The sequence below is a fragment of the Vibrio sp. V09_P4A23P171 genome, assembly GCF_963875615.1.
In the GTDB taxonomy this organism is placed as follows: domain Bacteria; phylum Pseudomonadota; class Gammaproteobacteria; order Enterobacterales; family Vibrionaceae; genus Vibrio; species Vibrio anguillarum.
Window position 1 is genome coordinate 247,565 of record NZ_CAWNMR010000044.1, and the last position, 26,402, is coordinate 273,966.

The following is a 26,402-nucleotide window of genomic DNA, read 5'->3' on the forward strand; positions in this document are numbered from 1 at the left end:
TATTAAGCCCTCGCACTTAAGGCGATGACGGGGGTGAGATTAGCGGCACGCTTTGCTGGGAAATAAGCAGCCAGCAGTGCAAATAACGTGGTGACGAGCAGTGACCAGCCTAGAGCTGGCACAGTGATGACTGGTTCGCCGAGCCAATCAGGTAAGCCGATGTAATTCAGTAATAGTACCACCAGATAGGAGAGGAGCATTCCGAACACTGCACCTAATGCCACTAGCAACCCACCTTCTAAAATAAACTGGCGCAAAATGATCTTCGGTGTTGCGCCAATGGCTAAGCGCACACCAATTTCCCGCGTTCTTTCCGTGACAGAAAGGAACATGATATTGGCGACGCCCAAAGCGCCGACCGCAAGCGTCATCGCTCCACTTGCCCCTAAAAATAGTTGTATACCTCGAAACAAGGCATTGAAAAATTGAGCGCCGCTGCTGAAGTCAGGTAGGTTTATGGCCTCAGTATCGCTCGGATCAAAATGTTTCTGTTTGGCGAAGAAAGAGAGGATGTTCATGCGCAATACCGCTGCTGGTATCCCTGCTGCGGGCTGCACAAGGAAAAATTCAGGCTCACTTTGCCAAAGATCAGTAAAAGCGCTGCTTGGGATCATCACTTGGCTGTTTTCATTGTTTATAGAAATGCCCCCTTCTTGCTGCTGAGTAATGCCGACAACCGAGAAGGGAATGGTATTGACTTTGATCGTATCACCAATAGATAGCTGACCAACTTGTGCCAACTGCCAACCAACCACCGCAATTCGGGAATGGTTTTGCTGATCGCTGGCGTGAATGCCGCGTGACCCCGCGGTCAGTTGCAAGTTGCGCAATGCTAAAAATTGAGAGTCGATCCCGCTGACATAACCGGGAAGCATTCGGCCTTTTACATTCGTCACTTTAGCATCCCATTTTCCGTAAATAACTGATAATGCGCTGATGTTTGGGTGCTGTGCCAAAGCGCGCATTTCCGGCTCTGAAAGGGTAATCGCACGTCTTGCTGCAAGGCCTTGCCAAGGTTTGGTGGTTTGGCTGGGGAAAGCCATTTGTGTATCGCTCATTAACAGCGCGAAAGATTGTGTATTGACGCGATAAAATCCTTCACCTAAGGCAACGAGCACTAAAACAGAAACAATACCCCAAACGATAGCAATGACCGCGAGGGCGCTGCGTAGCCGATGGGCAAGCAGCGTTTGCACGACTTGTTGTAGGCTTGAGATCATGAGTGCAGAGCCTGAGAGAGCGAAGCGATCACGTCATCATCTAACTGCCCAGCAGCTTGCAGCAGGCCAATCCGCTGCTTCCAATATTGGTACAATCGCCGTTGTAGACTGTTTTTACTGTTAAACAGAGCGTTATGGGCGTCAATCAAATCAGAAGCTTCAGTCATTCCTGACTCATAAACGGTTTGTTTACTTTTTAAAGCTTGCTCTCTTGAGCGGACTTGTAACTGAGCCATCTCCACTTGTCGCCAATCTAGATGGATTTGGCTAAAGCCACTTTGAATTTTGCGTTTAATCTCGATATCTACCTTGCGCATTACTTGCTTGGCGCTTAAGACTTGCAGCGCAGCCTGATCGACCGTGGCGCGCGTGGAACCATTCAAATCCAACGGAATTTTTAAGCTTAAACCTGCACTGAGATCCCCATCTCGACCCTGATCATTGTCTTGGTAAGAAACACTGCCAGATAAGGTGGGATAATATTTGGCTTTGGCTGCATCTCGGCCAAATTCAGAAGCGGCGACTTCCTGCTGGGCAGCCAATAACTCAGGGCTGTTATTCTGCGCAAGCTTTAACCATTCAGTTTCGCTGCTGACTTGCATTGGCGGTTCAATGAGGTCGGTCGTTTTAATTTGGTCAATGTGCTGTGGGTCTTGATTGATGAGCGCGATAAGGGCTGACTTTTTCTCTTCTAGAGCGGCTTGCGCACTGAGTATATCGGCTTGCTCATCGACGTGGTTAGCACGCATGTCTTCCAATGCCGTTGATCGAATTTTTCCTGCTTTGTAGCGCTGCTCGGTAATCTTCAGCAGTTTTGCACCTTCTACGAACTTTTGCTCAGCAAGTTGTAGATCGCCTTGTGCGCTGGCGAGATCGAGATAGGCATACAGTAATGTTGCAGCCAGCTCATTATGTGCAGTCTTCACTTTTAATTGTGATGCCACATAGCTTGCTTGAGATTGGTCGAGCTGTGCCCAATTAGCGCTATCCCAAATGGTTTGATTTAATGTGGCACCATAGCCTTTAGTGTTGTTGCCATCGTCATCCCATGAGGTATCCGCGCTGAGACTAAAAGAAGGCAGCAAGGCACTTTTGGTACTTCGGACCTCTGTTTCACTGATTTGAGATTGGATCTGTGCTTGTGAATAAGTAGGGTCAAAAGCTTTTGCGGCTTGCCAAGCTTGTTCAATAGTGATGGCGTGAGCTGAAAAAGTCACCGCGCCACAGAACGTCATTAGCGCGGCTGCTAGCGCATTACGTTGAAAAGGGCGCTTAGTGGTCATCTTTGCCTCCGAATAAACTGTTGTCGATGATCACATCGTCCGCTGATAAACCCGCAATCACTTCCACATTAATGCCATCGGACAAACCTAAGGTTACGGCGCGCACTTGGTAACCTTGTTCTGACTGATCTGGGATCAAGACTTCAGGTTTTTCACCGCTAAATCGTAATGCGCGTTCTGGAATGGTGATGACGTTTTCCACGCTCTTTAATGTGATCTGTGCGGTAGCAGAAAAGCCCGAGCGAATCACCATATTGTCAGGAAAGCGAATCTGGTTAATCTCCACTTCAAATCCATTATCAAAGCTAGTCGTTTTAGTATCACTAGGGTTATTCAACTTATCAGATTGAACCGCAACTTTGCTTAATACGCCGCTGATTTCTGCTTCTGGATACGGTGCTAACGTTAAGTTGACGGCCATTCCTGCGGCGAGTTGCGCCGCATCATGTTCACTGACACTGCCTTTGAAAATCATGTCATTCATATCGGCAATCGACATCATTTCAGTTGCCGCTTGGCTTGAGGCAGTGGAAATGATCGGCTCTCCTACTTCCACTTTTAGGTTTAAAATGGTGCCATCAATGGGGGCGACGAGTGTGGACGTGAGTTTCGAATCGCCAACCGATGCTTCACCGCTGCGGATCAGCTCAAGGTTCTGCCTTTTTTGTTGCACTTCGGCTTGTTTTGATTTCAGCTCTGATTTTGCTTGGATTAGCTCACCGTAGTTTTCCGGCACAATCTTTTGTTCAACTAACTGCTGCAAGTTTGCTAGCGTCTGTTTGGCGGAATCTAAGCTCGCCTCACTTTGCATTAAAGCGGTGGTTGCGTCGGTTAACGCTTGCGGTGTTGGATTTGGACGCACTTTGATCAAAGGCGTGCCCAAGGTAACTTGTTCACCGACCCGATGATAAATTTCACCGACAATCCCCTCAATTTGCGATTTTATAGATACCGAGTGAGCTGGCACGATTTGGCCAACAGCGATTGCCTGTTTGGCAATATTTCCCTGTTCGACCGTCAGAGTGGGGAAAGCCGAGAGAGATTCATTGCTATTGGTAGTTAGGTAATAGCCCCCGCTGATTAAGGCGGCGCTAATTACCGCGATGGCCCAACGCTTTTTCATGAACAATTCCATATCAAGGAGAAAATAAACAATGGTGGTATGACTTGAGTGTCATCAGAAGGTTCCTTCATGCTATAGAAGTAGCGCATAAAAACCTGTATTGATTTGTCATGATAATGTCAGCTAGAAATAGCAAACAGCATGCAGTTGTCTGTTCTGATGAAAAGGGCGATCATTGACCGCCCTGATGGTAATAGTAGAAATCAGGTGTAGCGTAGAAGGGATCCGAGAGGAATTTAGCGCTTATTACGCAAATAACGTTTACGACGCTCTACTTTTTTGGCTGCTTTTTCCTCGGCTTCTCTGGCCGCTCGTTCTTCCACTTCCACTAACTCTTTGGTGATCATTTCAGGGCGCTCAAGAGTAATTTGGCCGAGAATACCTTGGCGCAATTCATGCAGTAGGATCTCCGAAGCTTTGTGCAGATCAATACGGCCACCGGGGCGCAGAGCACCACGTTTGCGGCCAATTTCTTCCATCCATTCAACATCAGATTGAGGTAGCTCATCGATTTGATAACGCTCTTGCAAACGCTCAGGATAAGCTTGCGCTAAATACTCAACAGTATAAAAGGCTACATCCTCATATTCCATTGCAGTATCTTTTACCGCGCCAGTAGCAGCTAGGCGAAAACCACTGTGCGGGTTTTCCACTTTAGGCCATAAAATTCCCGGAGTATCGGACAGCACAATGCCATTTTGCAAATTGATACGTTGTTGGCGGCGAGTAACGGCGGGTTGGTTACCTGTTTGAGCCACCGCGCGACCGGCTAAGGTGTTGATGATGGTTGATTTACCGACGTTCGGGATGCCCATGATCATGGTGCGAATATTTTTTCCCACTTCTTCACGATGTGGTGCCAACTTACGGCAAAGCTCCATGATCTTATGCACTTCTTGAGGGTTAGACGTGGTTACCGCCATTGCTTTCACCCCTTGTTCTTTCTCAAAATGGTCGATCCACAATTGCGTCATTTCAGGGTCTGCTAGGTCACGTTTATTGAGTACCTTCACACACGGTTTATTACCACGCAAATGGGAGATAAGTGGATTCTCGCTGCTAAACGGGATACGAGCGTCCAACACTTCGATAATCACATCAACTTGCGGAATGACCTCTTCGATCTCCTTACGTGCTTTATGCATGTGTCCCGGAAACCATTGAATTGTGTTGTTAACCATTTGAAAACTGCCTTTTAATGTAAAAATCCTGCTGGTGGAGGAAGAGAGTTTTTATTGATGTTTATGAGAATCATCAACAAGGTTTACTGATAACCACCGCAGTTTTAGATGTGATGATGTTAACATTTAATTGGCGAGGCTGGAATCTAAGCTGTGCGGTGAACTTTACGTGTTCTGTCAATGATGAGATGGCTTAGGATTGACGACGCTCGTGCAGTTACATCTCTTGTCGGTGAGAGAGCACTGAACCGAGCAAAAATTCGGTCAGATCGTGCTTGGTTGAGCAAGTTTTTGCCCAGCGGAGCAATTTATTGCTCAAGCAGTCAAAGGCCCCAAGGTAACCCATTGAAATGTAATGATTTAGCACTGGCATTGCTTTTGCTTAGTGAGGCATTACATTATGCGATGCGATTCACGAAAAAGGACCAAACCATGTCAGCCGCTCTTCGAACCATTTCTTACCAAGCGTTATTAAACGCAGAGCAAGCCCATATGCCAGCCGTAAGATTATGCTCTACGCAGGGGAAACCGTCATGATCCTCTCTTGGTTTCAACAGCAGCAAAACCATCGCTATTGGTTAGTTGATCGCAAGCTTCACAAGCAGGCCTTACAGCAAAATGGGGGCTTTGGATTTGAAGAAGCCGTGCCTCTGTTTTATGGTGCAATGTTTACTGAGGTGATGCCACTCTCTCCATGGTTAATCCCTGTTTCTGAATCGGTATTATCGCTCCCTGAAGCGTTACTTGAACAGGGTATTGGGCTGTCAAGCCATGCCGTGGGTGATGAAGTTTTGCAGCATCTTCGCAGTTTATTAATTGCCGGATTAGAGGGCGAGGAAGTGATGTTTCGCTTTTACGATAGGTCGGTCATTATTGCTATGTTAGCGCGAATGGACCAATCAGAAGTGAACCAGTTTTTGGGCAATATCAATCAATTGGCTGCATTAGATAATGGAGACCAAGGCCACGATTGTGATCAAGGCCACTTAGTCACGTTTGACAACACCTCGCACGCGCCATTTAATGCTCAGCAAGGCTCTTGGTGGGTAATAAAAGCGCATCATCTTGATAAACAAGAGAACTTACCTTTGTTAAAAGCTAACCTTGAATCTTGGTTATGGCAGCATTTCCCCAAGGCAATGGACCAGCACTTAACCCAAGGGCGTGATATCGCTTCCATGCTCACACCGTTTCTCTCTGCTGCTGAGCAAACCTTAACGTATCGTGTGATGAGCGCGGCCATCGCGGCGATTATGGGCAACGAATACTTGGCTCAGCCTAGCATGATAGAACTGATCAAAGACAATCAAAATGAAGAGATTAAATACGCTCTGCATTCCTTAAGTCGCCAATTACAACATGAGGGATAATCATGGATTCATTTAACCATTGCGTGCAGTGCAACCCCGAGAAAAACTGGTTGGAACTGGAGTTCATGAGTGAAAACGATGAACCGATTGATGGCCTTGCCGTCACCATTACGAACAAAATTACCTCCAACACACACACGCAAACCACCAGCGCCGGTAAAGTATTATTTGCAAATATTGCCGCAGGTGAATGGCGCGCTTCTGTCAGCCAAGCCTCTTTGTTAAGTGAAGTCGAAAAGTACGCCAGCCGTAAAGAAGGGCAAGAGTCGCCAGTGAAAACCCGTGCATCGGCAGAGTTTGATGCTGCTGAGCAAAACCCGAAACGGTATCACAGCACCACCATAGGTGATTTTTGGGATGAAGCCCCGCAAGATGAGTTTTTGCAAGAGCATCATAAAGGGATAGATACCAATGCCTCTGCGGAAAAAGCAGGGTTCAGCCTTAGCCACAACCAAAGTTACGTTTTCGAAATCAAAGCACTGCGCAGTTATATGCCAGTGATTATTGATACCGATGAATTTAGTTTGGTGAATAGTTATACCTTTGCGTTGTTATCGAAATTGGCTTATGCGACTAACGATTTTAATAGGGATGATGGTAAGACAACAGATAATCAGGGTGCGATTAGTACGGTAATTTCTCAGTTAAAGCGCAAAGAAAGACCAACTTATTCTGGGGATTTACAGGCGAAATGGCTACTAGAAGAGATACCATACAGCAGAGCTTTAAGTGCTCAATATTATGCTGAGGATGATGTTGGCAGTGAAGGTTACATCATCTTTAACGATGAATTGGCGATTATAGGTGTGAGAGGTACAGAGCCTTATTTCCAGAGTAAGAAACCACCTGTTGACAACACGAAATTTAAAATTATAAAAGCGGCTTCAGGTATTGCGGCTGTGATTGCGGATAAGATAGAAAGTGCTACCGATTCACCAGGAATGAAAGACCTTATTATAACGGACCTTGATGCTGCGCAAATCGCCCCCGAAGAGTTTGGTGGAACGTATATCCATCGGGGGTTTTACCAATATACGATGGCTTTGTTATCTTTGATGGAGAAAGATCTAGGACTACATAAAATAAAAAAATTCTACTGTTGTGGCCATAGCTTAGGGGGCGCTGGTGCATTACTTCTAAGCGCATTGATTAAAGATAGCTATCATCCCCCAGTATTGCGTTTATATACATATGGAATGCCACGTACAGGAACGCGCAGTTTTGTTACTCGGTATCAGAATATTCTGCATTATCGTCATGTTAATAACCATGATTTGGTTGCTCAAATCCCCATGACATGGGCAAATACCGATCTTACAGAGGGACTCGATAAATGGGATGTATTTAGTAGTGGTATAACATTGATTAAAAAAATGCTTACCGATAACGACGATGATAATTATCTCCACCATGGTCATTTATCGCAGTTATTAACTTATAATGATTCTGACCAGATTTTACTGACGCCAAGGCAAACACAAATCACTATGCTAGATCTGGCAAAATTAGCCAGTAATGATTCTGTTACTTTGGTAAATAGCTTATCCGATGCTTCAATTGCAGAGCATGGAATGGAATATTATATCCCTAATTTGTGGCAACAAATGTATTCTTTAAGTAATGAAACTTTAATGGTGCATTACCAGCAAGCGATATCAGCTCTCGATCAAGAAATTGCTACTTTACAGCAAAATTATCTCACCGTTAAACAAACTTGGGCCGAATCTTTAGGAAATGCTACACCAGCGTTGAGCATCGGACGTTTGATGAATGAGATTAATTCTATAAATAAACTAATGGAAAATCGCAATAAAATAAGAGGAGAGCTCAAGCAGATAGTCTTTGACCCTCAGCGCTTACCACTAGCGAAGTTATTAATAGCGCAAAAAACATTGCCTGATGAAATTAAGGAACAACTACAATGAAGTTATTGAATAACCTCGCAATGAAAAAGCGAATATTAATTATTGTACTATTCATCGCATTATTTCTCCTTGGGTATGATTATTACCATACTTCTCAACCGAATATTTGGGGTGATGAACCTGATGAGTCCTATATTACTATATCAGGCAAAAAGCCTATAGATGCTTATTTAGAAGTTTGGACTCATTTTTGGGTGACAGGAGATGAGTGTGAGGCTTATTCCTACGATTTATTTGGTCAAAAAGCTCATAAAGGAGGAAAGATAAGTCAGAAAATTACGCATGATTTTGCTAAAGATGGTTCAAATTTTGAATTTAGAATTCCTTACCAAACGTATAAGAATTCACAAAATTGTATAGTGGAATTAAGAGACTTTTCCATACAAGCTCATAATGATTTTGATACTGTAGGTTTTGCTCAGTTGCGATTTTCTCCGGCAGGCAGAGAATATTACAATCGAGAGGTTGAGCTAAACTCATTGATTACAGCAGATAATTGCAATGGCGATATATTTAAAAGTATAAGAAAAGAGTGGGCAGGGGCCATTGGTTGTCATTTTTATGTCGATGGAAAGAAAAAGACTAAAGATGAAGAATTCAACGCTTACACCGTCTATTACGATTTCTCGAAATTCAATAACGACACCGTGATTCATTACGATATATTAGCCGGTGAAAATTACCGCTCTGAGCCGTTAGTGCAAGAACAAGTCGCTGTAGCGCAATAATTTGGCATAATGAATGTAGACTGTGAACTTGCTGATAAATTAAAAAATTCTTTAATAATTTTATTAACTAATTTAAGCGCTGATAAAAGCAGGCCATATTCATGTGGCCTGCTTTTATCATTATTGTTTAATTTATCCAAGTAAGATTAGGATCGTAAATTAACATTTTATACTCAGTTAGAGTTTTACTCGATAGTCATAGGGTTTAATCCTGCGATTTCTAGTAATCCTAGAGTAGTATAGGATTTAAATTTTTCTGTTAATTGGGTATTCAAAAAAACAATTATATCATTTTTCATACTTTCTTTACTTTTTATGTTCGCCATAAAGTCACGACGAAGTCGATCCATATTTATTTTTCCATTTTGTTTCTCGAAGCGTAGTTCGCCTTCATCACCTTGTATAAATGGCATTGATTCAAAAACATTTAAAGCAGCTTGTTTATAGTGGTCACCAATGTAATCAAGTTTTTTATTTGGCTTGGTTTCTAAAATGTCATTTAATGTCTTATTCGCTAAACGATTTGCTTTTGAGTGCATAGCATCTTTATTACTCAACGCTACTTGGTTCTTACGATCGGTTACGCGGAACGTACGAGTTGACGGTGCGGAGTTGAACCGGCTAAACGCTCTTTTAACGACAGATGGGATATTTTTTGTCGACGTAGTTTGATCTGAGCGTGTGTGTGGCTCGTTAATTAAATCTGGTACACAGCTGAATATTGACCAATAATCTTGAATTTCTTTGCTCATTTGTGGCAAAGCATGTGCAAGTTTTTCTTTAGTTTCATAATGACCTAGTTTTTCCGTCACAATTTTTTCCCAATCGACACTCATTCCGTCATAGATAATTATTGCCATTTGTTCTGCGATTTTTTTGCATTGTTCCTTATTTATGAAGCTATTCAGAAGATCGTCTTGGTAGACCATATCTTGCGTTTCTTGCGTTGTATTATAAATAGGCTGTCCATCTACAGTGCGAAGTTTTATTCCATTTTTAATGCTTTTAAACAACGCGTCCCTATCCATCGGTGTTGCCATTTTAGGTTTGGTATCCATAATCGTCGGTGGAGCAGGTGGAGCAGGTGGAGCAGGTGGAGCAGGTGGAGCATATTTGGGTTCTTCATGTACATCGGTATTCTTGGGTTTGAATTTAGCCTTAGACGTTACTCTTTCTCCAAATACAGCGATTAATTCATGTATTTTTTTCGTTGGCTCATCAGGCAATGTTGGATGTTGTTTAACTTTAGATATTTTTACACAGGATTGTTTTTCCTGTTCACTATGATGCGGTACGTTGTCGTTAGCTATATGTGTGGCTTGTTGTATATTACCCATGAATATATCCTATTAGATGATGTTGGTGTGTCGATTTTTTACTTTAAATAATAGTCAACTATCAGTCGATGAACTGCACGTTAATTTAATTTAATTATTGTTAGTTCTATTAGTAGCTTGGATGGGTAAGTAATTGATACTTTAAATGAATTGAAGTCGAGTGGAAATTTTCAATTTTATTCACCATCTGTATAGGATGATTGTGATTTAATTTTCCAAGCTTGTTATCAGCGTCGAACTTTACTTAACTTGATCGCCGATTGAGAAAATTGTCTTTTTCTATCTATTCAGGCATGGTTGGGAATATTAATATACTTTTAATCTTAATGGTAACAATGAAAGTTGTTTTCTAATAACCTTGAGTTAGAAGATCATCGGTATGAAGTGAAATTTGTTTTGTAATTGAAAGTAGCGTTCTTTAAAAATTAAATAGAATTTATCGCAGTGAGATGAAATAATTTTATTAAATGTATTTCAACCTATTACCAGTATAGGGTAAGTCGGAAAATGTAAACCTAGTTAACTTTGAATAGGATACTTAACAAGATGTCCGGACTTATAGATGTAGAACTGTGAGATGAATATAGGATTTGATCGAGTGGCTAGGTTGCTGTTGAAGATAAATTTGAGTCCTTTATTCCATTTATAGGCTGATTTTGCAGAAGATTGACGCATAGCATCAAGTTCAGGATTAGGCTGTCGTTAGTATCGCTATTGGTTCGAATAGTGAGTAAAAATGACATGCGGAGATTTCAACTATAATTAACGAACAATTAAAGCGTGCCGCGCCGAACAAGGTTGCGCACAACAAGAAAGGAATGAGCAGCAAGATGAAAAAAATGCTGATGTTTCTATTATTGCTGCTTGGGCTGGCGGGCTCGGGGGCTGGCTATTACTTTCTTTATTATCTTCCTGAGCAAGAAGCACTGCAGGCCGATTCGTCGAGTTCGAACGATGAAGAGCAAGTGCCAACCACTGAGACGGCTCCTAAAACGGCCTTGCCACCAAAACCGCTTGTTAATGATTTATATGTCGATTTAGCAAGGCTCGGAGTAAGAGAAAAGCCCGATGCACAAGCGTTTGTTGAGCGGGTTCTATACCGTGGTGATAAGGTGAAAATCTTGGAACGTAAATCGGGTTTTGGCCGTATTACCGATTATTTTGTCTATGAGGAAAACGGGCCTGAAGTCGCGGAGTGGATACCTTTGGATGGTTTAGTGGAACAAGCCCCGCTGATCACAGCAGAGGAGCGCCGTAAAACGGTCACGCAGTACATTGCGAATTCGGATGATTTTAAACTCTATGAAACGGCTTTTGTGCAGAAAACCGATGAGTTGCTGAAAAATGAAACCTGCGTACCAGAAGATTTTGAAGAGCTTGGTGGTTGGGTAAAGTCGCTCAAATATCAAGAACGTGAGGTTTATTTTGTGTATTGTGGTGGCCGCAAGTTAGCCAACAAAATTTACTTTGATATACAAAGCAAAGAAATATTTTACGCTTCTCATTAGCTAAAGTGGTAAGAGCATTTAGATCTTTTTACTTGAGGCTTATCGTTGTCAGGAATATGATGCCTGCTTGAGTTGAGAGGAATGATTTTTTCATGCATTGGCACTTTATTAAATGTGTTTGGTTTACGCTTCTCGCGGTGGTTCTGCCTTCGCAAGCGTTCGGCTATTTAATTGAAAGTGAAACGCACAGCCACGCTGAACCTAAAGTCATCCCACAATATGGTGAAAAAACCTCGCTCACGGCGATTGTTCATCAGCAAACATTGCCTCAAGCTGTTGCTATTCAACAACCTATCTCTGATCAACAAGATAAACAAACGGTTCCACCCGTATCAAAATCGCTTCACTCAGACACTTCTGCTGCAATCGTCACCGCATCTCGTTGGGGGGTAACTTCCCGAGTCGTTGAATACGATGGCCCCACTTTTGTCGATAACACGCCCAATTACGACGTCACCGTCGCTCCCTTTAGGCTTTATCTTTTCCCTGTCGCTGAGTTGGCGGCATGGCAAGCTCGCCCCTATAGTTCTAACCATAGAATTTCTGGTTGGAAAGAAACGAATGCCATGTATGTGGCGTTAAATAGCCAGTACTGATCCTTCTTACTTTATATCAAGTGACAAAGTCACTCGCTTGTTCATTTAACTTGTTCATTTAAAGTAATAACAACTCAGCTTTGCTGAGAGGATTGGTATGAAAAAAACACAAAATAAAAAGGCGTCAGCACGTCTTATTAATCACTATTCTGCGTGGAAGTATATCGTATTGGCCGCCACTTTGGTTGTGCTTGCCTTGAGCGCTATACCCACCTGGTACGGCGAACAGCCGTCGATTCAACTGCAAGTCTCCGCTAAAAATGAGACGCTTAATTCAGTCGTGGAATTAACTCATCTACTCGAAAAAAACGATATTGCGGTACAAAACATACAGCAGCAAGGTGGGAAAACGACCTTAGTCTTTGCTGATGAAGTCCAGCAAACACACGCCAGAGAATTACTCGATGGCATGATTGAAAAAGAAGACAGTATTACGTTCTCTTACGTTTCGGTTGCACCAACATGGTTGACAAATTTAGGTTTTAACCCGATTAAACTAGGGTTGGATCTGCGTGGTGGTGTGCAATTTTTGCTGAACGTTGACGTGGATAAAGCGTTCCAAGAGCAGCGTGACAGCATGATCGATACCGTGAAAGATAAGCTTCGTGACGAGCGTCTTCGCAGCGTGAAAGTTAGCTCTGAAGGCATTGATGGCTTCAAAGTAATAAGCAATTCAGCGGAAGATCTCAATAAAATCAATGTATTCCTCAAAGAAACTTACTCTGGGTGGGATATTCAACGCTCTTCTGATCAACTGCTGATCAAGCCTTCAAAACAGAATCGAGTCGATTTCCAATCAACGACGCTGCAACAGAACCTCAAGATTATGCGTGATCGCATTGAAGAGCTAGGCATCACTGAAGCTATGGTTCAGCGCCAAGGTGAACACAGCATTCGTATCGAATTACCGGGCGTGCAAGACCCATCACAAGCGAAAAACGTGATTGGTGCGACGGCGAGCCTTGCTTTTTATGAGGCGAAATCACCCAGCGAAGCGTTTACGTCGCAAGACATTGTGCTAAAAGATGAAAATGGCCGCAATGTTGTACTTACTAAACGCCCTGTATTAACCGGCGATCACATTGTTAATGCGCGCGCAGGTATTGACCAAGTGGGAATGTCTGAGGTCAACATCTCGCTTGACCACGCGGGTGGCAAAATCATGAGTGATTTTTCATCCAAGCATATCGGTAAGCCGATGGCGACCGTGTACCGTGAATACACCACCAATGCTCGTGGCGAAACAGAGCGTAGCGAAAAAGTGATCAGTGTTGCGACCATTCAATCGCAGCTGGGTAGCCAATTTAGAATCACTGGTGCAGGTTCGATGGAAGAAGCACAGCAGCTGGCTTTATTGCTGCGCGCTGGTTCATTAACCGCGCCTGTGACTATCGTAGAGGAGCGTACCATCGGCGCTTCATTGGGCGCAGAAAATATTCAAAATGGTTTTGCCGCATTAGCCTTAGGTATGGCATTAACGCTGACTTTTATGGCGCTTTGGTATCGCCGTTTAGGTTGGGTGGCGAACGCGGCGTTGCTGTTTAACATGGTGTGTCTCATTGGTCTGATTGCCTTATTGCCGGGTGCTGTGCTGACCTTGCCGGGGATTGCAGGTCTAGTTTTGACGGTTGGCATGGCTGTCGATACCAACGTGCTGATTTTTGAACGCATCAAAGACAAAATCGCGGAAGGTCGCAGCTTTGCGCAAGCGATTGATTCTGGGTTTAGCAGCGCCTTTAGCACTATTCTTGACGCCAACGTCACCACTATGATCACCGCCGTGATTCTGTATTCGATCGGTAATGGTCCAATCCAAGGCTTTGCCCTGACTTTAGGGCTCGGCATTATGACCAGTATGTTCAGCGGTGTGTTTGCTTCGCGTGCGGTTATCAATCTCATTTGGGGACGAGATGCTCGTCGTGATGTAAGGGTATAAACATGATTGATTATTTGAAAAACCATATTCGTCCAATTCGTTACATCACGAGCGTACTCTCTGTGACATTGATGCTGATCTCATTAGTGGCGTTTGGTGTGAAAGGCCTCAACATGGGTTTGGATTTTACTGGTGGGATGGTCACCGAAGTCACGGTCGATAAAACCCTCACCAACAAAGAGTTACTGCAAGCGTTGAAACCTACATTAGGAGATTCAACGATGCTCACCAAAGCAGGTGAAGAAGGACGTTGGGTTATCCGCTACGCGCTTCCTGAAAGCGATCAAGAGACGCCTAACATTCCCACTTTGCTCAGCGACGTCTCTGAACATGTGACGGTGGTGAGCAACAGTATGGTCGGCTCGCAAGTGGGGCAAGATCTGGTGGAGCAAGGTAGTTTAGCGTTGATGATCTGCTTACTGTGTATCTTAGGTTACTTGTGTTTCCGCTTTGAATGGCGTTTAGCGAGCGGCTCGTTGTTGGCCTTGCTACATGACGTTATTTTAGTGCTCGGTTTCTTTGCCCTGACACAGATGGAGTTCAACCTAACCGTGTTTGCGGCGGTACTGGCGGTATTGGGTTATTCATTGAACGACTCCATCATCATTGCCGACCGTATTCGTGAACTGCTCGTGGCCAAGCAAAGTACGCCAACCAAAGAGATTACCGACCAAGCCGTGATTGCGACTTTCTCACGCACTATGGTGACTTCGGGTACGACATTACTCACTGTTTCCGCATTGTGGTTAATGGGCGGGGAGCCGCTTGAAGGGTTTGCTATTGCAATGTTCATCGGTATTATTTCTGGAACTTGGTCTTCAATCTCAATCGGGACTGTGTTACCAGAGTGGTTGAAACTTGAACCTAAACATTACTTGCCTGTAGTGGTGGATTCCGCGCCTTAGTATTTCTGCGCATGTCATTTAAAGTGAAGTAAAAAAATCCGCCTTATGCACAGGCGGATTTTTATTGGGAGTTGACTATAAATTACGGTAGGAAGTGTAATTTATAGTTCTTTATCTTTACTCAGTGACAGCAACCAAAGTGAAACGGCGGCAACCACCGCAAAGCCGCCGAAGATAATAACAGGCATCGCGCTATAACCAAGAATATGCCAAATTACCGATTCTAATGTACTCATGGGTTAATTCTCCTATTGCCAGCCTTCAACGCCTTGCATGTCTGGCAGTTTATGTGCAATACCTTTATGGCAATCGACACAGGTTTTTTCACCACTAGCAAGGGCGGTAGAGTGCTGTTTGGCACTGCGTGGACCTTGCTCTGAAAAATCCATGTATTCGAACTCATGGCAGTTGCGGCACTCTAATGAGTCATTATTTTTCAATCGTGACCACTCACGCTCCGCGAGATGTGCTCGACGTGCTTGAAACTTTTCGGGTGTGCTAATGGTGCCTAATACCACATGAGCAAACAACTCTTTGGAGGCTTGCACTTTGCGGATAATCTTGTCTGTCCATTCATGGGGAACATGGCAGTCAGAGCAGATAGCACGTACGCCGGAACGGTTAGAATAGTGAATCGTCTCTTGGATCTCAGCCACAATCGGTGCATGACAGCCTGAGCAGAATTCTTCTGAGTTTGTTGCTTCCATACCGGTGTTAAATGCGCCCCAAAATAGCAGACCACCTGCAAACCCCATGAACAATACGATGCCAACGGCCGCTTTACTTGGGCTTGTGAGCCTTTTCCAAAACGCTTTTAATAATTTCATAAATAGCCTCTTAAGTTATTATCTGGCTACGATTAGCGAAGTGAATCAACGGATTTGAACTCATTTTCCACCAAAGGCTTCGCAATGGCTTGCGGTACATGGCACTGTAAACAGAAGTAACGGCGCGGTGAGACGTCAGCTAGCACCGCATCTTCACGGTTAACATAGTGGGTCACACTGATTTTGGTTGCGCCCATTTCTTTGGCATTTTTCCAACTGTGACAAGCAAGGCACTTATTGGCGTTTAGCGACACTTCGTAGCCACGAATGTTATGCGGGATCAAAGGTGGCTGATAGACGTATTCGCTTTCAAGCGCTTGATCTCTTGGGTACTTCTTAAAGTCGTCTGCAGGACGAGTCTCTTCAAGTTGCGTTGCGCCACGCAGCGATTCCAGCCCACCGTTGCCGCCGGGGTTATTCAGTTCCGCCTGTACCGTTTGGCCAAATAAAGCCCCAAAAGATAAAAGGGCGATCAGTAGTTTTTTCATCTTAAATTCTCCGCCTAATGGCTCATTCTGAGATCGGCTCCCCATAGGGCAGCCGATGCATTCATTAACTGGCTTACGCTACTTTAGTGATTTTTACCGGACATTTTTTGAAGTCTGTCTGCTTCGACAGTGGGTCCGTGGCATCTAAAATCAGCTTGTTAATCAAAATGCGAGCATCAAAGAATGGGATAAAGACCAAACCATGCGGTGGACGATTTCGGCCGCGCGTTTCCACACGAACACGAACTTCGCCGCGTTTGTTGGAAATCAATACTTCATCACCACGTCGTAACCCACGCGCTTTGGCGTCGTCTGGGTGGATGTAACAGAGCGCATCGGGTACGGCTTTATAAAGTTCAGGCACGCGCCGCGTCATAGTGCCGGTGTGCCAGTGTTCTAACACGCGGCCCGTACACAGCCACATATCAAATTCGGCATCAGGTGATTCCGGCGGCGCTTCATAAGGAGCGGAGATGATCCACGCTTTACCATCCGGTTTGCCGTAGAAATCCCAATCAGATCCTTTTTTCGCATAAGGGTCAGAGCCTTCTTTAAAGCGCCATAACGTTTCTTTGCCATCCACAACTGGCCAGCGTAAACCGCGAACGTTATGGTAGGTATCATAAGGAGCTAAGTCGTGGCCGTGACCGCGTCCGAAGCTGGCGTACTCTTCAAATAACCCTTTTTGTACATAGAAACCGAAGTGATGTGCGTCATCGTTCAGTTCACGCGCTTCTTCAAGCGGGAATTGGTCAACCTGTCCGTTTCTGAACAGCACATCAAACAGGGTTTTACCGCGATATTGTGGCGCTTTGGCGAGCAATTCTTCTGGCCACACTTCTTCCATTTTGAAGCGTTTAGAGAACTCCATCACTTGCCATGAGTCTGATTTTGCTTCGCCCACAGTACCAACTTGTTGATACCAAGCTTGAGTGCGGCGTTCAGCATTGCCGTAAGCGCCTTCTTTTTCCACCCACATTGCAGTAGGGAGCACTAAGTCGGCCGCTTGTGCTGTGGCTGTTGGATACGGGTCAGACACGACGATAAAGTTTTCTGGGTTGCGATAACCCGGTAAACGTTCTTCGTTAATATTCGGGCCTGCTTGCATGTTGTTATTACACTGCACCCAGTAAGCGTTGAGTTTGCCATCTTTGAGCATTCGGTCTTGCTGTACCGCGTGAAAGCCCGGTTTTTCAGGAATGGTGCCTTGTGGAAGCTTCCATGTCTTTTCAGCAATCGCGCGATGTTTGGGGTTTGCCACTACCATGTCCGCAGGCAAGCGATGAGAAAAGGTTCCGACTTCACGTGCCGTGCCGCAAGCGGATGGCTGGCCTGTTAATGAAAATGGACTGTTGCCAGGTGTGGCAATTTTGCCTGTCAGTAAGTGCAAGTTGTAGACCAAGCTTTGCATCCAAACACCGCGAGTATGTTGGTTCATGCCCATAGTCCACAGTGACATCACTTTGGTGTTAGGGTCAGCGTACTGTTTTGCAAGCGCGATCAGTTTATCTTCGGCAACGCCTGACATTTGCGCGGCTTTTTCAACCGTATAAGGTGCAACCGAGGCTTTATAAGCTTCAAAGTCAATCGCAGTAACATCACCGGAGTTTGCATTTTTCGCTTTAACTTGCAATGGGTGCTCGTCACGCAGGCCATAACCAATATCCGTAGTCGCTTGTTTGAAGTGGGTATGTTTATTGACGAAATCCCAGTTCACCGCATTGTTTTGAATGATGTAGTTGGCGATGAAGTTGGCGATGGCAAGGTCACTTTGTGGGTGGAAAATGTAACCGTGGTCGGCCAGCTCAAACGAACGATGATAATAAGTCGAAAGGACATTTACTTTAACGTGTGGGTGACTTAAACGGCGATCGGTAATACGAGTCCAAAGAACCGGGTGCATTTCGGCCATGTTTGAACCCCAAAGCACAAAGGCATCAGCGTGTTCAAAATCATCATAGCAGCCCATCGGTTCATCAATACCAAAGGTGCGCATAAATCCAACAACGGCTGAAGCCATGCAGTGGCGAGCGTTCGGATCAATATTATTAGAGCGAAAACCCGCTTTCATCAGTTTAACGGCGGCATAACCTTCCATCACGGTCCATTGGCCTGAACCGAACATGCCAACACTGGTTGGCCCTTTCGCTTTTAGAGCTTGTTTCCACTTTTCAGCCATCACATCGAAAGCCTGATCCCACGACACTGGCGTGAATTCTCCATCTTTATGATATTGGCCATCTTTCATGCGCAGCAGTGGCTGTGTTAAGCGATCTTTGCCATACATGATTTTTGAAAGGAAGTAGCCTTTAATACAGTTCAACCCTTTGTTAACGGGCGCTTCAGGGTCACCTTGTGTGGCAACCACTTTGCCGTTTTGAGTGCCGATTAATACTGAACAGCCCGTACCGCAGAAACGGCAAGGCGCTTTATCCCAAGTGATTTTTGTTTGGTCTGAGCTGGCAATCAAGTTTGTAGCGCTGGCGGGTAGAGTAATACCAGCGATAGCGGCTGCGGATGCGGCTGCGTTTGCTTTCACAAACGCGCGTCTTGTCATTTTCATACGTCATCCTCAATGTGGGAATGTTGTGTTCCAGTGTTGGTATCCGTGTCATCCAGCCCACTTTCTATTTGGTGATAAACCAAAGCGGTGCTGAGAACATGTGGTAAGTTGTTAATCGCATCGATGGTGTCAGTAACGAAGCCTTGATTTTCCGTTTCCAAAACGACGATCATTTTCCCTTCGTTGCTTTGGCCATACACTTCGGCGTTCTCAAACGATTCGATTGTCGCTTTGAGCGCTGCTAAATGTTCAGGTACGACGTGAACGATCAAACTTGAAATATGTACTTCATTGAGTGACATGTTTATCTCTCATTATTATTAATATTGCTCACACGGATGGCTGAGGTTGGACAGATGGAAACGCACGCGCCACATCCGTTACAGGCATCAATATCGACATTCGGTTGCGCCACTTTTCCGATCACTAAATTGAACGTTATAGCGCTGACTTCACATGACTCAGCGCAGCTACGACACTCCACATTGCGTTTAGCCAAGCAGCTTTCTTCGATCTTTGCTTTAGCCAGCCACGGTTGTGTTGAGCGCGGTGCGAAAATTGGCTCTGGGCAGCTCTGCGCGCACTGATAACAAAAGGTGCACTCATCAATATGAAAATCTATGGTTGGGAAGCCGCCATCACCGAAGGTGATGATCTTTGTTTCGCACGCGTCTAGGCAGCGGCCGCAGCGAGTGCACTCATCTGAAAAGGAGAGGGGGTGAGCAATCCAAGGCAAGCGGACAATGGTGTCATCGACCTGATTACGAGAAAAAAAACGCCTTTTCGAGAGTTCAACCAAAGTGCATTCCTGTATTTGTTAACAAATCTTCATTTATCCATACACAAATTGTAGTTTTTGTCCTATTTCTATAAATACCCCCAAGGAGGTAATTGGCTAGTCATGTTGTTTTAGATCAATAAATTCAAGCGCGAGTGATCACATATTGAATGGCTTTAACGACAGCGGCGCCCAATCAGATACAATAGGCAAGGAGAGGTTCACGGAGAGATGTTTTGAGAAAACGATCCAAACAGTCGGTCACCAGCACCATTGCCAAAGCCATGGTGTCGATTTTACTGTTATCGGTTGCCATCACAGGCTACGCCATTTTTACACTCGCTTCCTCACTCAATGATGCGGAAGCGGTGAACGTTGCTGGTTCAATGCGTATGCAAAGCTATCGATTGGCACATGATATTCAAAGTAACTCGGTGGATTATTCATCTCACATTTATCTTTTTGAACGTTCGCTTTATTCAGCATCAATGAAAGCATTGCAGCGTTGGCCTGTGCCAAACGACATCACCAAAGATTATTATCAGTTGATCATTCGTTGGCACGAACTGAAAAGCTTGTTAAATAGCGAGAACAAAGACCGCTATCTTGATGAGGTAGCGAAATTTGTCAGCCAAATCGACCGTTTTGTCTTTAAGTTGCAGCACTTCTCAGAACAAAAGCTGATCCAACTGGCTTGGTTTGGCGGCATGGGGTTGGGTGGTGTGTTGTGTATCTCATTGTTTGTGGTGCATTTTATTCGTAAGGAAGTGGTGGGGCCATTGCGTTCGCTAGTGACCGCCAGTGAGCAGATCCAAAACCGTTCATTTGATGTATCGCTCAATGTCACCAGCCATAATGAAATGGGGATCTTAACCCGCACGTTTAATAAAATGGCTACCGATCTTGGTAAGTTGTACCTTGGTTTAGAGCAAGCGGTGAATGAGAAAACCTATAAGTTGCAAAATGCCAACCAAGCACTGCAAGTGTTGTATGACTGCTCGCAAGAGCTAACCGCGTCGCGCATTAGCCAAGATAATTTCCAAGCGATTTTGCAACACTTGGTCACCATTGAAGGGGTCATATTTGCCCAGTTAGAAATTGGTGATGAAGCGGGTAAAAGCACGCGCTTATCCGAAGGCGAGAGCAATGGGTTTTCCCTCTCTCCGCTTTTGCTGAGCTTAGATGGGATACAACTGGGTTACTTGTATCTACAATACAGCTTGCCTTGTCCAAATAACGCCTTGATTGATAACTTCGTACAAATATTGTCTCGCGCTATCTATTATAATCAAGCGCAGAAACAAGCCGAGCAGTTGATCTTGATGGAAGAGCGCGCCACCATCGCACGTGAACTGCATGATTCGTTAGCTCAATCGCTTTCGTATCTGAAGATACAAGTATCACTATTAAAACGCGTGATTGGCCGAGCAGATACCCCGCATGCCGCAGAGAAAAAAGAGCAAATCATTTTAGATATTGATCAAGGCTTGTCGGGCGCTTACACCCAGTTAAGAGAGTTATTAACCACCTTTAGGCTAACGATTAAAGAAGGCAATTTTGGTCAAGCGCTTAAGGGCATGCTAGAGGAACTTGGCGAGCAAACTACGGCGGAGATAGTGCTTAATAATAATTTGTCATCGATTGATTTAGATGCGCATCAACAAGTGCATTTACTGCAATTGATCCGAGAAGCGACTATCAATGCTATCAAACACGCTCAAGCTAATGCCATTCAAGTCAACTGTGATGAATTGGACGATCAGGTGATGGTGACGGTCAAAGACGATGGGGTTGGCTTTGATCAACAGAGTGCTAGGCTCAATCACTATGGATTAAGCATTATGCAAGAAAGAGCGGCGCGGCTGCATGGCGCAGTGTCAGTAACCTCCGCACCCAATGCTGGGTGTGAAGTTATATTGAAATATAAACGTTCAAAGGATACAAATTTTGACGAGATGTAGAGTAATGTTGGTAGATGACCATCCTTTGATGAGACGTGGTATCAACCAGCTATTGAGTTTTGAAGATGACTTTGAAGTGGTTGCTGAAGCTTGTAACGGCAGTGAAGCCATCGCTTTGGCGCATGACATCGAGCCGGATCTCATTCTGCTTGATTTGAATATGAAAGGCATGTCAGGGCTCGATACGTTAACAGCGCTTCGTGCGGATGAATCAACCGCTACCATCGTTATTTTAACCGTATCAGACAGTGCGCTCGATATTGAAGCTATGGTGAAAGCGGGGGCTGATGGCTACCTTCTTAAAGATACAGAACCAGATGAGCTGGTGGAACTGCTTAGACAGGCCGCGACGGGTGTAAAAGCGTACAGCGAGTTTGTTACTCAGTACCTTGCCGAACGTCATACGCATGAAGATCTTTTTGAAGCATTAACCGACCGTGAAACTCAGATTCTAAAAGAGGTCGCGAAAGGGTATCGGAATAAACAAATTGCGGATCGTCTGTTCATTTCTGAGTCGACAGTAAAGGTGCACATGAAGAGTTTACTGAAGAAGCTACGCGTCCCATCGCGCACGGCAGCAACGATTTTATACTTGGAGCGCTATAGCGAGAGTAAATAACACCTATTTGGAAAGAGCGGTTTGAAAAAGGGCGTCCTGTTGGACGCCCTGATTGTTTGTTAACGTTATGCTGTCATCGGTACAAGGATTACTGTACCAATAATGACCGTGATTAAACCGAGGATGACAGGAACGGAAGTGCGTTTTACTACTTCAAATGGACTGATATGGCCCATACCAGCCGTTGCGACAACGACGCCTGATACTGGAGAAATGGTACGCCCAAGGTTGGAGGCTTGCAGCATCGGGATAATGAGAAAGGCTGGGTTTACGCCCAATTTAGCCGCCAACGATGGCGCTAACTCAACAAAGGCGTAGAACGGAGCGTTGCCTGAACCCGTCGCAATAGCGGCTGCTACGGTAAGGCCTGTCAAAATCAGCATCAAGGCTATGCCGCCTGCGCCTGCGGTTTCTGCAAGATGAAGCAGGTTATCAATCGCCCCAATCGACATCAAACCTTGTGCGAATACGCCCGCAGCAACCAACAACATCACCACGCCTTTGAATGCTTCGGCCATGCCTGCGTAGCATGATTCTAGATCTTCTAACGTCTCTTTACCTTTAAAACGCTTCGTCACGAAGTCAACCAATGCACCGATGAAGATGGATCCGACCACAATGGTGTAAATATCAAGGCTCAAACCTTGAATGGTTTCTCCGTTGAATAAGAACACACCCACAATAGGTAAGAATGGAAGAGCCGCATAGTAAGCCGGTGCTTTCACTTCGATGGCGGAAACATCGATTTTTTCCATCGGTGTGTTGTCTTTCTTATCGAGATATTTGTTCCAGAAGAAGGCCGCGATCGCCATGACGATAATGGCGCAGATCGAAACAGGAAGAACCGTTTCCACGGCAAAAACGTGTAAAGGTAGGCCTGATTTTTCCGCCGCAATAACCACATCACCGGATGTCGGGGAAAGGATGATCGCAGCAGGAGATGCACATACCGCAACTGCGGCCGGACGAGAGATCCCCATCGCTACCATCATCGGAAATAAAGTGGCCATCAACAGTACGCCAAGACCCGTTGCTGAGCTCACCGCTAAAGACATCAAACATGCCACAATGTAAGCAGCAACCAGCAAGATATAAGGGGATGTAATAACCGAAAGAGGTTTAGAAAACTGTTTTACAACCACATTGTTGGCGCCGATGTGTGTCATGTACGAAGCAAAACCACACAGCAACATAATTTGCATGCCTAAACCGCCACCACTGTAACGCAACATGTATTTCACGAATTCGAGTGCATCCGTTACTGTGTTACCGGTTGAGGGTACTTTGGCTGGCAGCACTGAATAGCCAAGTGCGCCAGTTAATAGCAGTAAAACGATACCTGCGGTGAGTAACACACCGGCTGGCTTGTAACCTTTAACAATGAAATAACCCACCGCTACTGTTACCGCCAAGCCAATTAAAAGCTCTAGCATTTAAGTCTCCTGAAATTATGAACAATATTGCAAAAACGTGTATCAATTTATGACAAGGAATTTACCGAAAAGAATGCTGTAGCACGAGAGCAAGTTGAGCTTTAGATGATCTAAAACAATAAAATTATCAATTGATAACCTAGTTGAAAATTCTTTAACTTTGAATATGTTTTAGTCGTTCTAACTATTCATTTAGCAAATATGCGGCTAGAAGTTCTGTTAGAGGGGAGAATAATTTAAGCTAAGAAAAATGAAGCCATTTAAGGCATGGCTTCATCAAATCTGTAAAGTATGAATTTAGGAGTACTGACGCACAATGAGCTGCCAATTGGATTTTTGTAGTGCTAATTGTTGCTTCACTTGTCGATAGCGCAGCATCAATAGGGAGTGTTCATATCTACGAACCATATTGTTTTTTTTACTTTCGATCAGCTGTTTCTTTAATTCATAATACTCTTGCAACTGCATGACTAAAGCGTCAAATTCACGTTGTATGCTGGCCATAACGAGTTGCTGATTGGGTAACGCGGCGATCTGTTTTTGCGCATGGCTTAATGCCATTAACGCTTTCGCTTTTTCTACCTTAAGGGGAGGAGAAGTGCGCAGTTTACCAGCCAACCCAAGCCACGAACACAGCTTGATCAGCCATTTTGTTGGGTCGTATTGCCACCAATAAATCCCATTACGATAATCGTTTTCAAAAATATGGTGATAATTGTGGTAGCCCTCGCCAAAAGTGAAGAAAGCCAAAATACCGTTATCGCGGGCCGTATTTTTATCAGTATAAGGCTGGCTACCCCATATATGAGCCAGCGAATTGATGAAAAATGTCGTGTGATGATTGAGCACTAAACGCAGTGCACCCACGATCAGTAACATGCCCAGTATATCGTGATAAATAAAACCAAGGATCAGAGGAACGCCCAAGTTCATTGCGAGTGCCAAAGGTACATAATATTTATGCTGCCACATGACGATCTTATCTTTTTGCAGGTCACGGCAGTTGGAGTAGTCATCGTACGTGGTTTTATTGTAGTGACGCAGCATCCAACCTATGTGTGAAAACCAGAATCCACGTTTGGCTGAATAAGGATCTTTGTCATTATTGTCTACATGCTTGTGATGAACTCGGTGATCAGAAGACCAATGTAGCGCACTGTTTTGCAGTGCAAACGCCCCACCTAATGCAAACAATAATCTCAGTGCCCAATGTGCTTCATAGGCTTTATGTGACCATAAACGGTGATAGCCCGCGGTAATGGAAAGGTTGCAAAAGGAAAAACAAATCATCAGCCAAAGCCAATGCTCCATGCCGTAGCCAAATTGCCATCCATACAAAGGGGCTGCAATCGTCGCTAAGCCCAAGCTGAAGCTAAAAATGACGATGTTTATCCAGATAAGTGGTGGTTTTGATGCCGATTCCATGATTAAAATCCTTGAGCTTACAGTTGTTCGCTAGAATATCAGCGAACAACTGTAAGTCAAAGAGGTTTAATGATTCTTTTAAGGGATTGTGACTAGTATATTTTGCTTTTCTATTTGAACCGAATAGTATGAAAGACGATGTTAATCCTTACAGGAAGTAATAAGGACTAGAATATGGAAATAAAAGCAGCTGAATATTGCGATTTTGAAAGAATTGCTCAGCTACACGCTCAAAGTTGGCGAACTCACTACCAAGGCATATTAGGCAAAGAGTACCTTGATAACGACGTTCTAGAAGACCGTTTACTGATTTGGCAAACTCGCTTAATCAATCCACCATTTAATCAACATGTCCTACTGATTGAAGAGGGAGGGCTGCTGTGTGGGTTTATCTGCGCCTTTGGTAACCACGATTTTGACAAAGGCAGCATTATCGAGTCTCTGCACATTGATGAAAATTATCGAGGAAGGGGGATTGGTCGCCAGTTGATTCAAGAGATGGCGGCATGGTTTGAGCAGTATTTCCCTAATAGCGGTGTGTATTTGGAAGTGATGGCAGACAATAAGCAAGCCATCGAATTTTACGACTACTTAGCTGGTCGACCTAAAGGAGAGCGTTTATGGCGGTCTCCCTGTGGGCAAGATATTAAAGAGTGGGTTTATACTTGGACTAGCCCAACAGATTTGCTGGCTTCGGTCTCTTCTACGGTTGATTGAAACGCATAGTGCGCGGGCTATGTCTTCTTACCTATCGGTATTCGTGTGATTCGTTCTTGATGTATTGAGGAAGAGGCGATGACCAAACATGATTGCATCTTCCAGACACATGAGTTTTTAATCATCTAAAGTTTCCAAATGCTATAAATAGAAAAAGCCTCTGATAATCAAAGGCTTTTTCTTGATATTTGGCGGAGAGATAGGGATTTGAACCCTAGGATAGCTATTAACCATCGCCGGTTTTCAAGACCGGTGCTTTAAACCACTCAGCCATCTCTCCGTGTGGTGCGCATAATAGATAGCCACCATAATATTGTAAAGCAATAAGTTGAGTCATCGACTCGGTTTGGCTAACCGCAATAACGTTTTCAGTTACAGTAAAGCACTGTTTTTACCGCTTCCCTTGATTTTATGAGCTATATACTCTACAACCTAGTTATCTAATAAAATGGTGTTTTATTTTTATTTGATTGATTTAT

The 26,402-nt window shown here is 44.4% G+C and carries 23 protein-coding genes and 1 tRNA gene; 10 read left to right on the forward strand and 14 right to left on the reverse strand.

Annotated elements, in window-relative coordinates; translation table 11 throughout:
* Window positions 1-2: 2 nt before the first annotated feature.
* The 4 genes from AACT23_RS13325 to ylqF form a co-directional block, all read right to left on the reverse strand.
* Window positions 3-1,220 carry an ABC transporter permease gene (locus AACT23_RS13325; protein WP_013868495.1) on the reverse strand — a complete coding sequence of 406 codons (1,218 nt, stop codon included), beginning with the start codon at window positions 1,218-1,220 and terminating at the stop codon, window positions 3-5.
* Window positions 1,217-2,503 (reverse strand): TolC family protein, encoded by a 1,287-nt coding sequence (locus AACT23_RS13330; RefSeq protein WP_094126822.1) that lies wholly within the window; start codon window positions 2,501-2,503, stop codon window positions 1,217-1,219. Before AACT23_RS13330 ends, AACT23_RS13325 begins: the two co-directional genes overlap by 4 nt.
* Window positions 2,493-3,638 carry an efflux RND transporter periplasmic adaptor subunit gene (locus tag AACT23_RS13335; RefSeq protein ID WP_013868497.1) on the reverse strand — a complete coding sequence of 382 codons (1,146 nt, stop codon included), beginning with the start codon at window positions 3,636-3,638 and terminating at the stop codon, window positions 2,493-2,495. Before AACT23_RS13335 ends, AACT23_RS13330 begins: the two co-directional genes overlap by 11 nt.
* A 224-nt stretch (window positions 3,639-3,862) precedes the next feature.
* Window positions 3,863-4,807, reverse strand: a complete 945-nt coding sequence (gene ylqF, locus AACT23_RS13340; RefSeq protein ID WP_013868498.1) for a ribosome biogenesis GTPase YlqF — start codon at window positions 4,805-4,807, stop codon at window positions 3,863-3,865.
* A gap of 509 nt (window positions 4,808-5,316) precedes the next feature.
* On the opposite strand from ylqF, the gene AACT23_RS13345 reads away from it, so the two are divergent.
* The 3 genes from AACT23_RS13345 to tsiV1 are packed head-to-tail and all read left to right on the forward strand — an operon-like array spanning window position 5,317 to window position 8,830.
* Window positions 5,317-6,177 (forward strand): DUF4123 domain-containing protein, encoded by an 861-nt coding sequence (locus tag AACT23_RS13345; RefSeq protein ID WP_094126824.1) that lies wholly within the window; start codon window positions 5,317-5,319, stop codon window positions 6,175-6,177.
* Between the two features lie 2 nt (window positions 6,178-6,179).
* Window positions 6,180-8,102 carry a lipase family protein gene (locus AACT23_RS13350; RefSeq protein ID WP_094126826.1) on the forward strand — a complete coding sequence of 641 codons (1,923 nt, stop codon included), beginning with the start codon at window positions 6,180-6,182 and terminating at the stop codon, window positions 8,100-8,102.
* The gene (gene tsiV1 / locus AACT23_RS13355; protein WP_094126828.1) at window positions 8,099-8,830 is read left to right on the forward strand and encodes a type VI secretion system immunity protein TsiV1; all 732 of its coding nucleotides are present in this window, start codon (window positions 8,099-8,101) and stop codon (window positions 8,828-8,830) included. The genes AACT23_RS13350 and tsiV1 overlap by 4 nt, the downstream gene beginning before the upstream one ends.
* Before the next feature lie 185 nt (window positions 8,831-9,015).
* Here the strand turns inward: tsiV1 and AACT23_RS13360 are convergent, their stop codons facing one another.
* Entirely contained in the window at window positions 9,016-10,167 is a 1,152-nt protein-coding gene (locus AACT23_RS13360) for a hypothetical protein (protein ID WP_094126830.1), read from the reverse strand.
* A gap of 830 nt (window positions 10,168-10,997) precedes the next feature.
* Here AACT23_RS13360 and AACT23_RS13365 point away from each other — a divergent pair.
* From AACT23_RS13365 to secF, 4 genes are all read left to right on the forward strand, one after another.
* Window positions 10,998-11,675, forward strand: coding sequence for an SH3 domain-containing protein (locus tag AACT23_RS13365; protein WP_231494674.1), 678 nt, complete (start codon window positions 10,998-11,000; stop codon window positions 11,673-11,675).
* Window positions 11,676-11,767: 92 nt separating this feature from the next.
* Window positions 11,768-12,271: a hypothetical protein gene (locus AACT23_RS13370; RefSeq protein WP_017046965.1), complete on the forward strand. Its 504-nt coding sequence runs from the start codon at window positions 11,768-11,770 to the stop codon at window positions 12,269-12,271.
* Between the two features lie 97 nt (window positions 12,272-12,368).
* Window positions 12,369-14,207, forward strand: a complete 1,839-nt coding sequence (gene secD, locus AACT23_RS13375; RefSeq protein ID WP_094126832.1) for a protein translocase subunit SecD — start codon at window positions 12,369-12,371, stop codon at window positions 14,205-14,207.
* Between the two features lie 2 nt (window positions 14,208-14,209).
* On the forward strand, window positions 14,210-15,112 hold the full coding sequence (secF, locus tag AACT23_RS13380) for a protein translocase subunit SecF (protein WP_017045371.1): 903 nt from the start codon (window positions 14,210-14,212) through the stop codon (window positions 15,110-15,112).
* A gap of 101 nt (window positions 15,113-15,213) precedes the next feature.
* On the opposite strand, the gene AACT23_RS13385 is transcribed toward secF, so the two are convergent.
* The 6 genes from AACT23_RS13385 to napF all read right to left on the reverse strand — a co-directional run bounded on the left by AACT23_RS13385 (window position 15,214) and on the right by napF (window position 19,789).
* Window positions 15,214-15,348 (reverse strand): TIGR02808 family protein, encoded by a 135-nt coding sequence (locus tag AACT23_RS13385; RefSeq protein WP_013868527.1) that lies wholly within the window; start codon window positions 15,346-15,348, stop codon window positions 15,214-15,216.
* A gap of 12 nt (window positions 15,349-15,360) precedes the next feature.
* Window positions 15,361-15,939: a NapC/NirT family cytochrome c gene (locus tag AACT23_RS13390; RefSeq protein ID WP_013868528.1), complete on the reverse strand. Its 579-nt coding sequence runs from the start codon at window positions 15,937-15,939 to the stop codon at window positions 15,361-15,363.
* 32 nt (window positions 15,940-15,971) lie between these two features.
* A complete protein-coding gene (locus tag AACT23_RS13395) occupies window positions 15,972-16,427 on the reverse strand; it encodes a nitrate reductase cytochrome c-type subunit (RefSeq protein ID WP_013868529.1) in 456 nt (151 codons plus the stop codon).
* A gap of 73 nt (window positions 16,428-16,500) precedes the next feature.
* Window positions 16,501-18,990 (reverse strand): periplasmic nitrate reductase subunit alpha, encoded by a 2,490-nt coding sequence (gene napA / locus AACT23_RS13400; RefSeq protein ID WP_094126834.1) that lies wholly within the window; start codon window positions 18,988-18,990, stop codon window positions 16,501-16,503.
* Window positions 18,987-19,292 (reverse strand): chaperone NapD, encoded by a 306-nt coding sequence (locus AACT23_RS13405; RefSeq protein WP_013868531.1) that lies wholly within the window; start codon window positions 19,290-19,292, stop codon window positions 18,987-18,989. The genes napA and AACT23_RS13405 overlap by 4 nt, the downstream gene beginning before the upstream one ends.
* A gap of 2 nt (window positions 19,293-19,294) precedes the next feature.
* Window positions 19,295-19,789 (reverse strand): ferredoxin-type protein NapF, encoded by a 495-nt coding sequence (napF, locus tag AACT23_RS13410; RefSeq protein ID WP_094126836.1) that lies wholly within the window; start codon window positions 19,787-19,789, stop codon window positions 19,295-19,297.
* 215 nt (window positions 19,790-20,004) lie between these two features.
* On the opposite strand from napF, the gene narQ reads away from it, so the two are divergent.
* Together narQ and AACT23_RS13420 are read left to right on the forward strand one after the other, a co-directional pair.
* Window positions 20,005-21,729: a nitrate/nitrite two-component system sensor histidine kinase NarQ gene (gene narQ / locus AACT23_RS13415; RefSeq protein WP_094126838.1), complete on the forward strand. Its 1,725-nt coding sequence runs from the start codon at window positions 20,005-20,007 to the stop codon at window positions 21,727-21,729.
* Window positions 21,716-22,348 carry a response regulator gene (locus AACT23_RS13420; RefSeq protein WP_013868534.1) on the forward strand — a complete coding sequence of 211 codons (633 nt, stop codon included), beginning with the start codon at window positions 21,716-21,718 and terminating at the stop codon, window positions 22,346-22,348. The genes narQ and AACT23_RS13420 overlap by 14 nt, the downstream gene beginning before the upstream one ends.
* A 65-nt stretch (window positions 22,349-22,413) precedes the next feature.
* Here AACT23_RS13420 and dcuC read toward each other — a convergent pair whose 3' ends face one another.
* Together dcuC and AACT23_RS13430 are read right to left on the reverse strand one after the other, a co-directional pair.
* Window positions 22,414-23,781 carry an anaerobic C4-dicarboxylate transporter DcuC gene (gene dcuC, locus AACT23_RS13425; RefSeq protein ID WP_017045375.1) on the reverse strand — a complete coding sequence of 456 codons (1,368 nt, stop codon included), beginning with the start codon at window positions 23,779-23,781 and terminating at the stop codon, window positions 22,414-22,416.
* A gap of 297 nt (window positions 23,782-24,078) precedes the next feature.
* Entirely contained in the window at window positions 24,079-25,206 is a 1,128-nt protein-coding gene (locus tag AACT23_RS13430; RefSeq protein ID WP_017050757.1) for an acyl-CoA desaturase, read from the reverse strand.
* A 174-nt stretch (window positions 25,207-25,380) separates the two neighbouring features.
* Here AACT23_RS13430 and AACT23_RS13435 point away from each other — a divergent pair, with 174 nt between their 5' ends.
* On the forward strand, window positions 25,381-25,923 hold the full coding sequence (locus AACT23_RS13435) for a GNAT family N-acetyltransferase (protein WP_013868537.1): 543 nt from the start codon (window positions 25,381-25,383) through the stop codon (window positions 25,921-25,923).
* Between the two features lie 189 nt (window positions 25,924-26,112).
* On the opposite strand, the gene AACT23_RS13440 is transcribed toward AACT23_RS13435, so the two are convergent.
* A tRNA-Ser gene (locus AACT23_RS13440) sits at window positions 26,113-26,203 on the reverse strand.
* Between the last annotated feature and the right edge of the window lie 199 nt (window positions 26,204-26,402).

Excerpts from the sequence above, each read along its gene's own strand:
- AACT23_RS13325 (WP_013868495.1), bottom strand. The coding sequence starts at position 1,220 with ATGATCTCAAGCCTACAACAAGTCGTGCAAACGCTGCTTGCCCATCGG.
- AACT23_RS13330 (WP_094126822.1), bottom strand. The coding sequence starts at position 2,503 with ATGACCACTAAGCGCCCTTTTCAACGTAATGCGCTAGCAGCCGCGCTA.
- AACT23_RS13335 (WP_013868497.1), bottom strand. The coding sequence starts at position 3,638 with ATGGAATTGTTCATGAAAAAGCGTTGGGCCATCGCGGTAATTAGCGCC.
- ylqF (WP_013868498.1), bottom strand. The coding sequence starts at position 4,807 with ATGGTTAACAACACAATTCAATGGTTTCCGGGACACATGCATAAAGCA.
- AACT23_RS13345 (WP_094126824.1), top strand. The coding sequence starts at position 5,317 with ATGCTCTACGCAGGGGAAACCGTCATGATCCTCTCTTGGTTTCAACAG.
- AACT23_RS13350 (WP_094126826.1), top strand. The coding sequence starts at position 6,180 with ATGGATTCATTTAACCATTGCGTGCAGTGCAACCCCGAGAAAAACTGG.
- tsiV1 (WP_094126828.1), top strand. The coding sequence starts at position 8,099 with ATGAAGTTATTGAATAACCTCGCAATGAAAAAGCGAATATTAATTATT.
- AACT23_RS13360 (WP_094126830.1), bottom strand. The coding sequence starts at position 10,167 with ATGGGTAATATACAACAAGCCACACATATAGCTAACGACAACGTACCG.
- AACT23_RS13365 (WP_231494674.1), top strand. The coding sequence starts at position 10,998 with ATGAAAAAAATGCTGATGTTTCTATTATTGCTGCTTGGGCTGGCGGGC.
- AACT23_RS13370 (WP_017046965.1), top strand. The coding sequence starts at position 11,768 with ATGCATTGGCACTTTATTAAATGTGTTTGGTTTACGCTTCTCGCGGTG.
- secD (WP_094126832.1), top strand. The coding sequence starts at position 12,369 with ATGAAAAAAACACAAAATAAAAAGGCGTCAGCACGTCTTATTAATCAC.
- secF (WP_017045371.1), top strand. The coding sequence starts at position 14,210 with ATGATTGATTATTTGAAAAACCATATTCGTCCAATTCGTTACATCACG.
- AACT23_RS13385 (WP_013868527.1), bottom strand. The coding sequence starts at position 15,348 with ATGAGTACATTAGAATCGGTAATTTGGCATATTCTTGGTTATAGCGCG.
- AACT23_RS13390 (WP_013868528.1), bottom strand. The coding sequence starts at position 15,939 with ATGAAATTATTAAAAGCGTTTTGGAAAAGGCTCACAAGCCCAAGTAAA.
- AACT23_RS13395 (WP_013868529.1), bottom strand. The coding sequence starts at position 16,427 with ATGAAAAAACTACTGATCGCCCTTTTATCTTTTGGGGCTTTATTTGGC.
- napA (WP_094126834.1), bottom strand. The coding sequence starts at position 18,990 with ATGAAAATGACAAGACGCGCGTTTGTGAAAGCAAACGCAGCCGCATCC.
- AACT23_RS13405 (WP_013868531.1), bottom strand. The coding sequence starts at position 19,292 with ATGTCACTCAATGAAGTACATATTTCAAGTTTGATCGTTCACGTCGTA.
- dcuC (WP_017045375.1), bottom strand. The coding sequence starts at position 23,781 with ATGCTAGAGCTTTTAATTGGCTTGGCGGTAACAGTAGCGGTGGGTTAT.
- AACT23_RS13430 (WP_017050757.1), bottom strand. The coding sequence starts at position 25,206 with ATGGAATCGGCATCAAAACCACCACTTATCTGGATAAACATCGTCATT.
- AACT23_RS13435 (WP_013868537.1), top strand. The coding sequence starts at position 25,381 with ATGGAAATAAAAGCAGCTGAATATTGCGATTTTGAAAGAATTGCTCAG.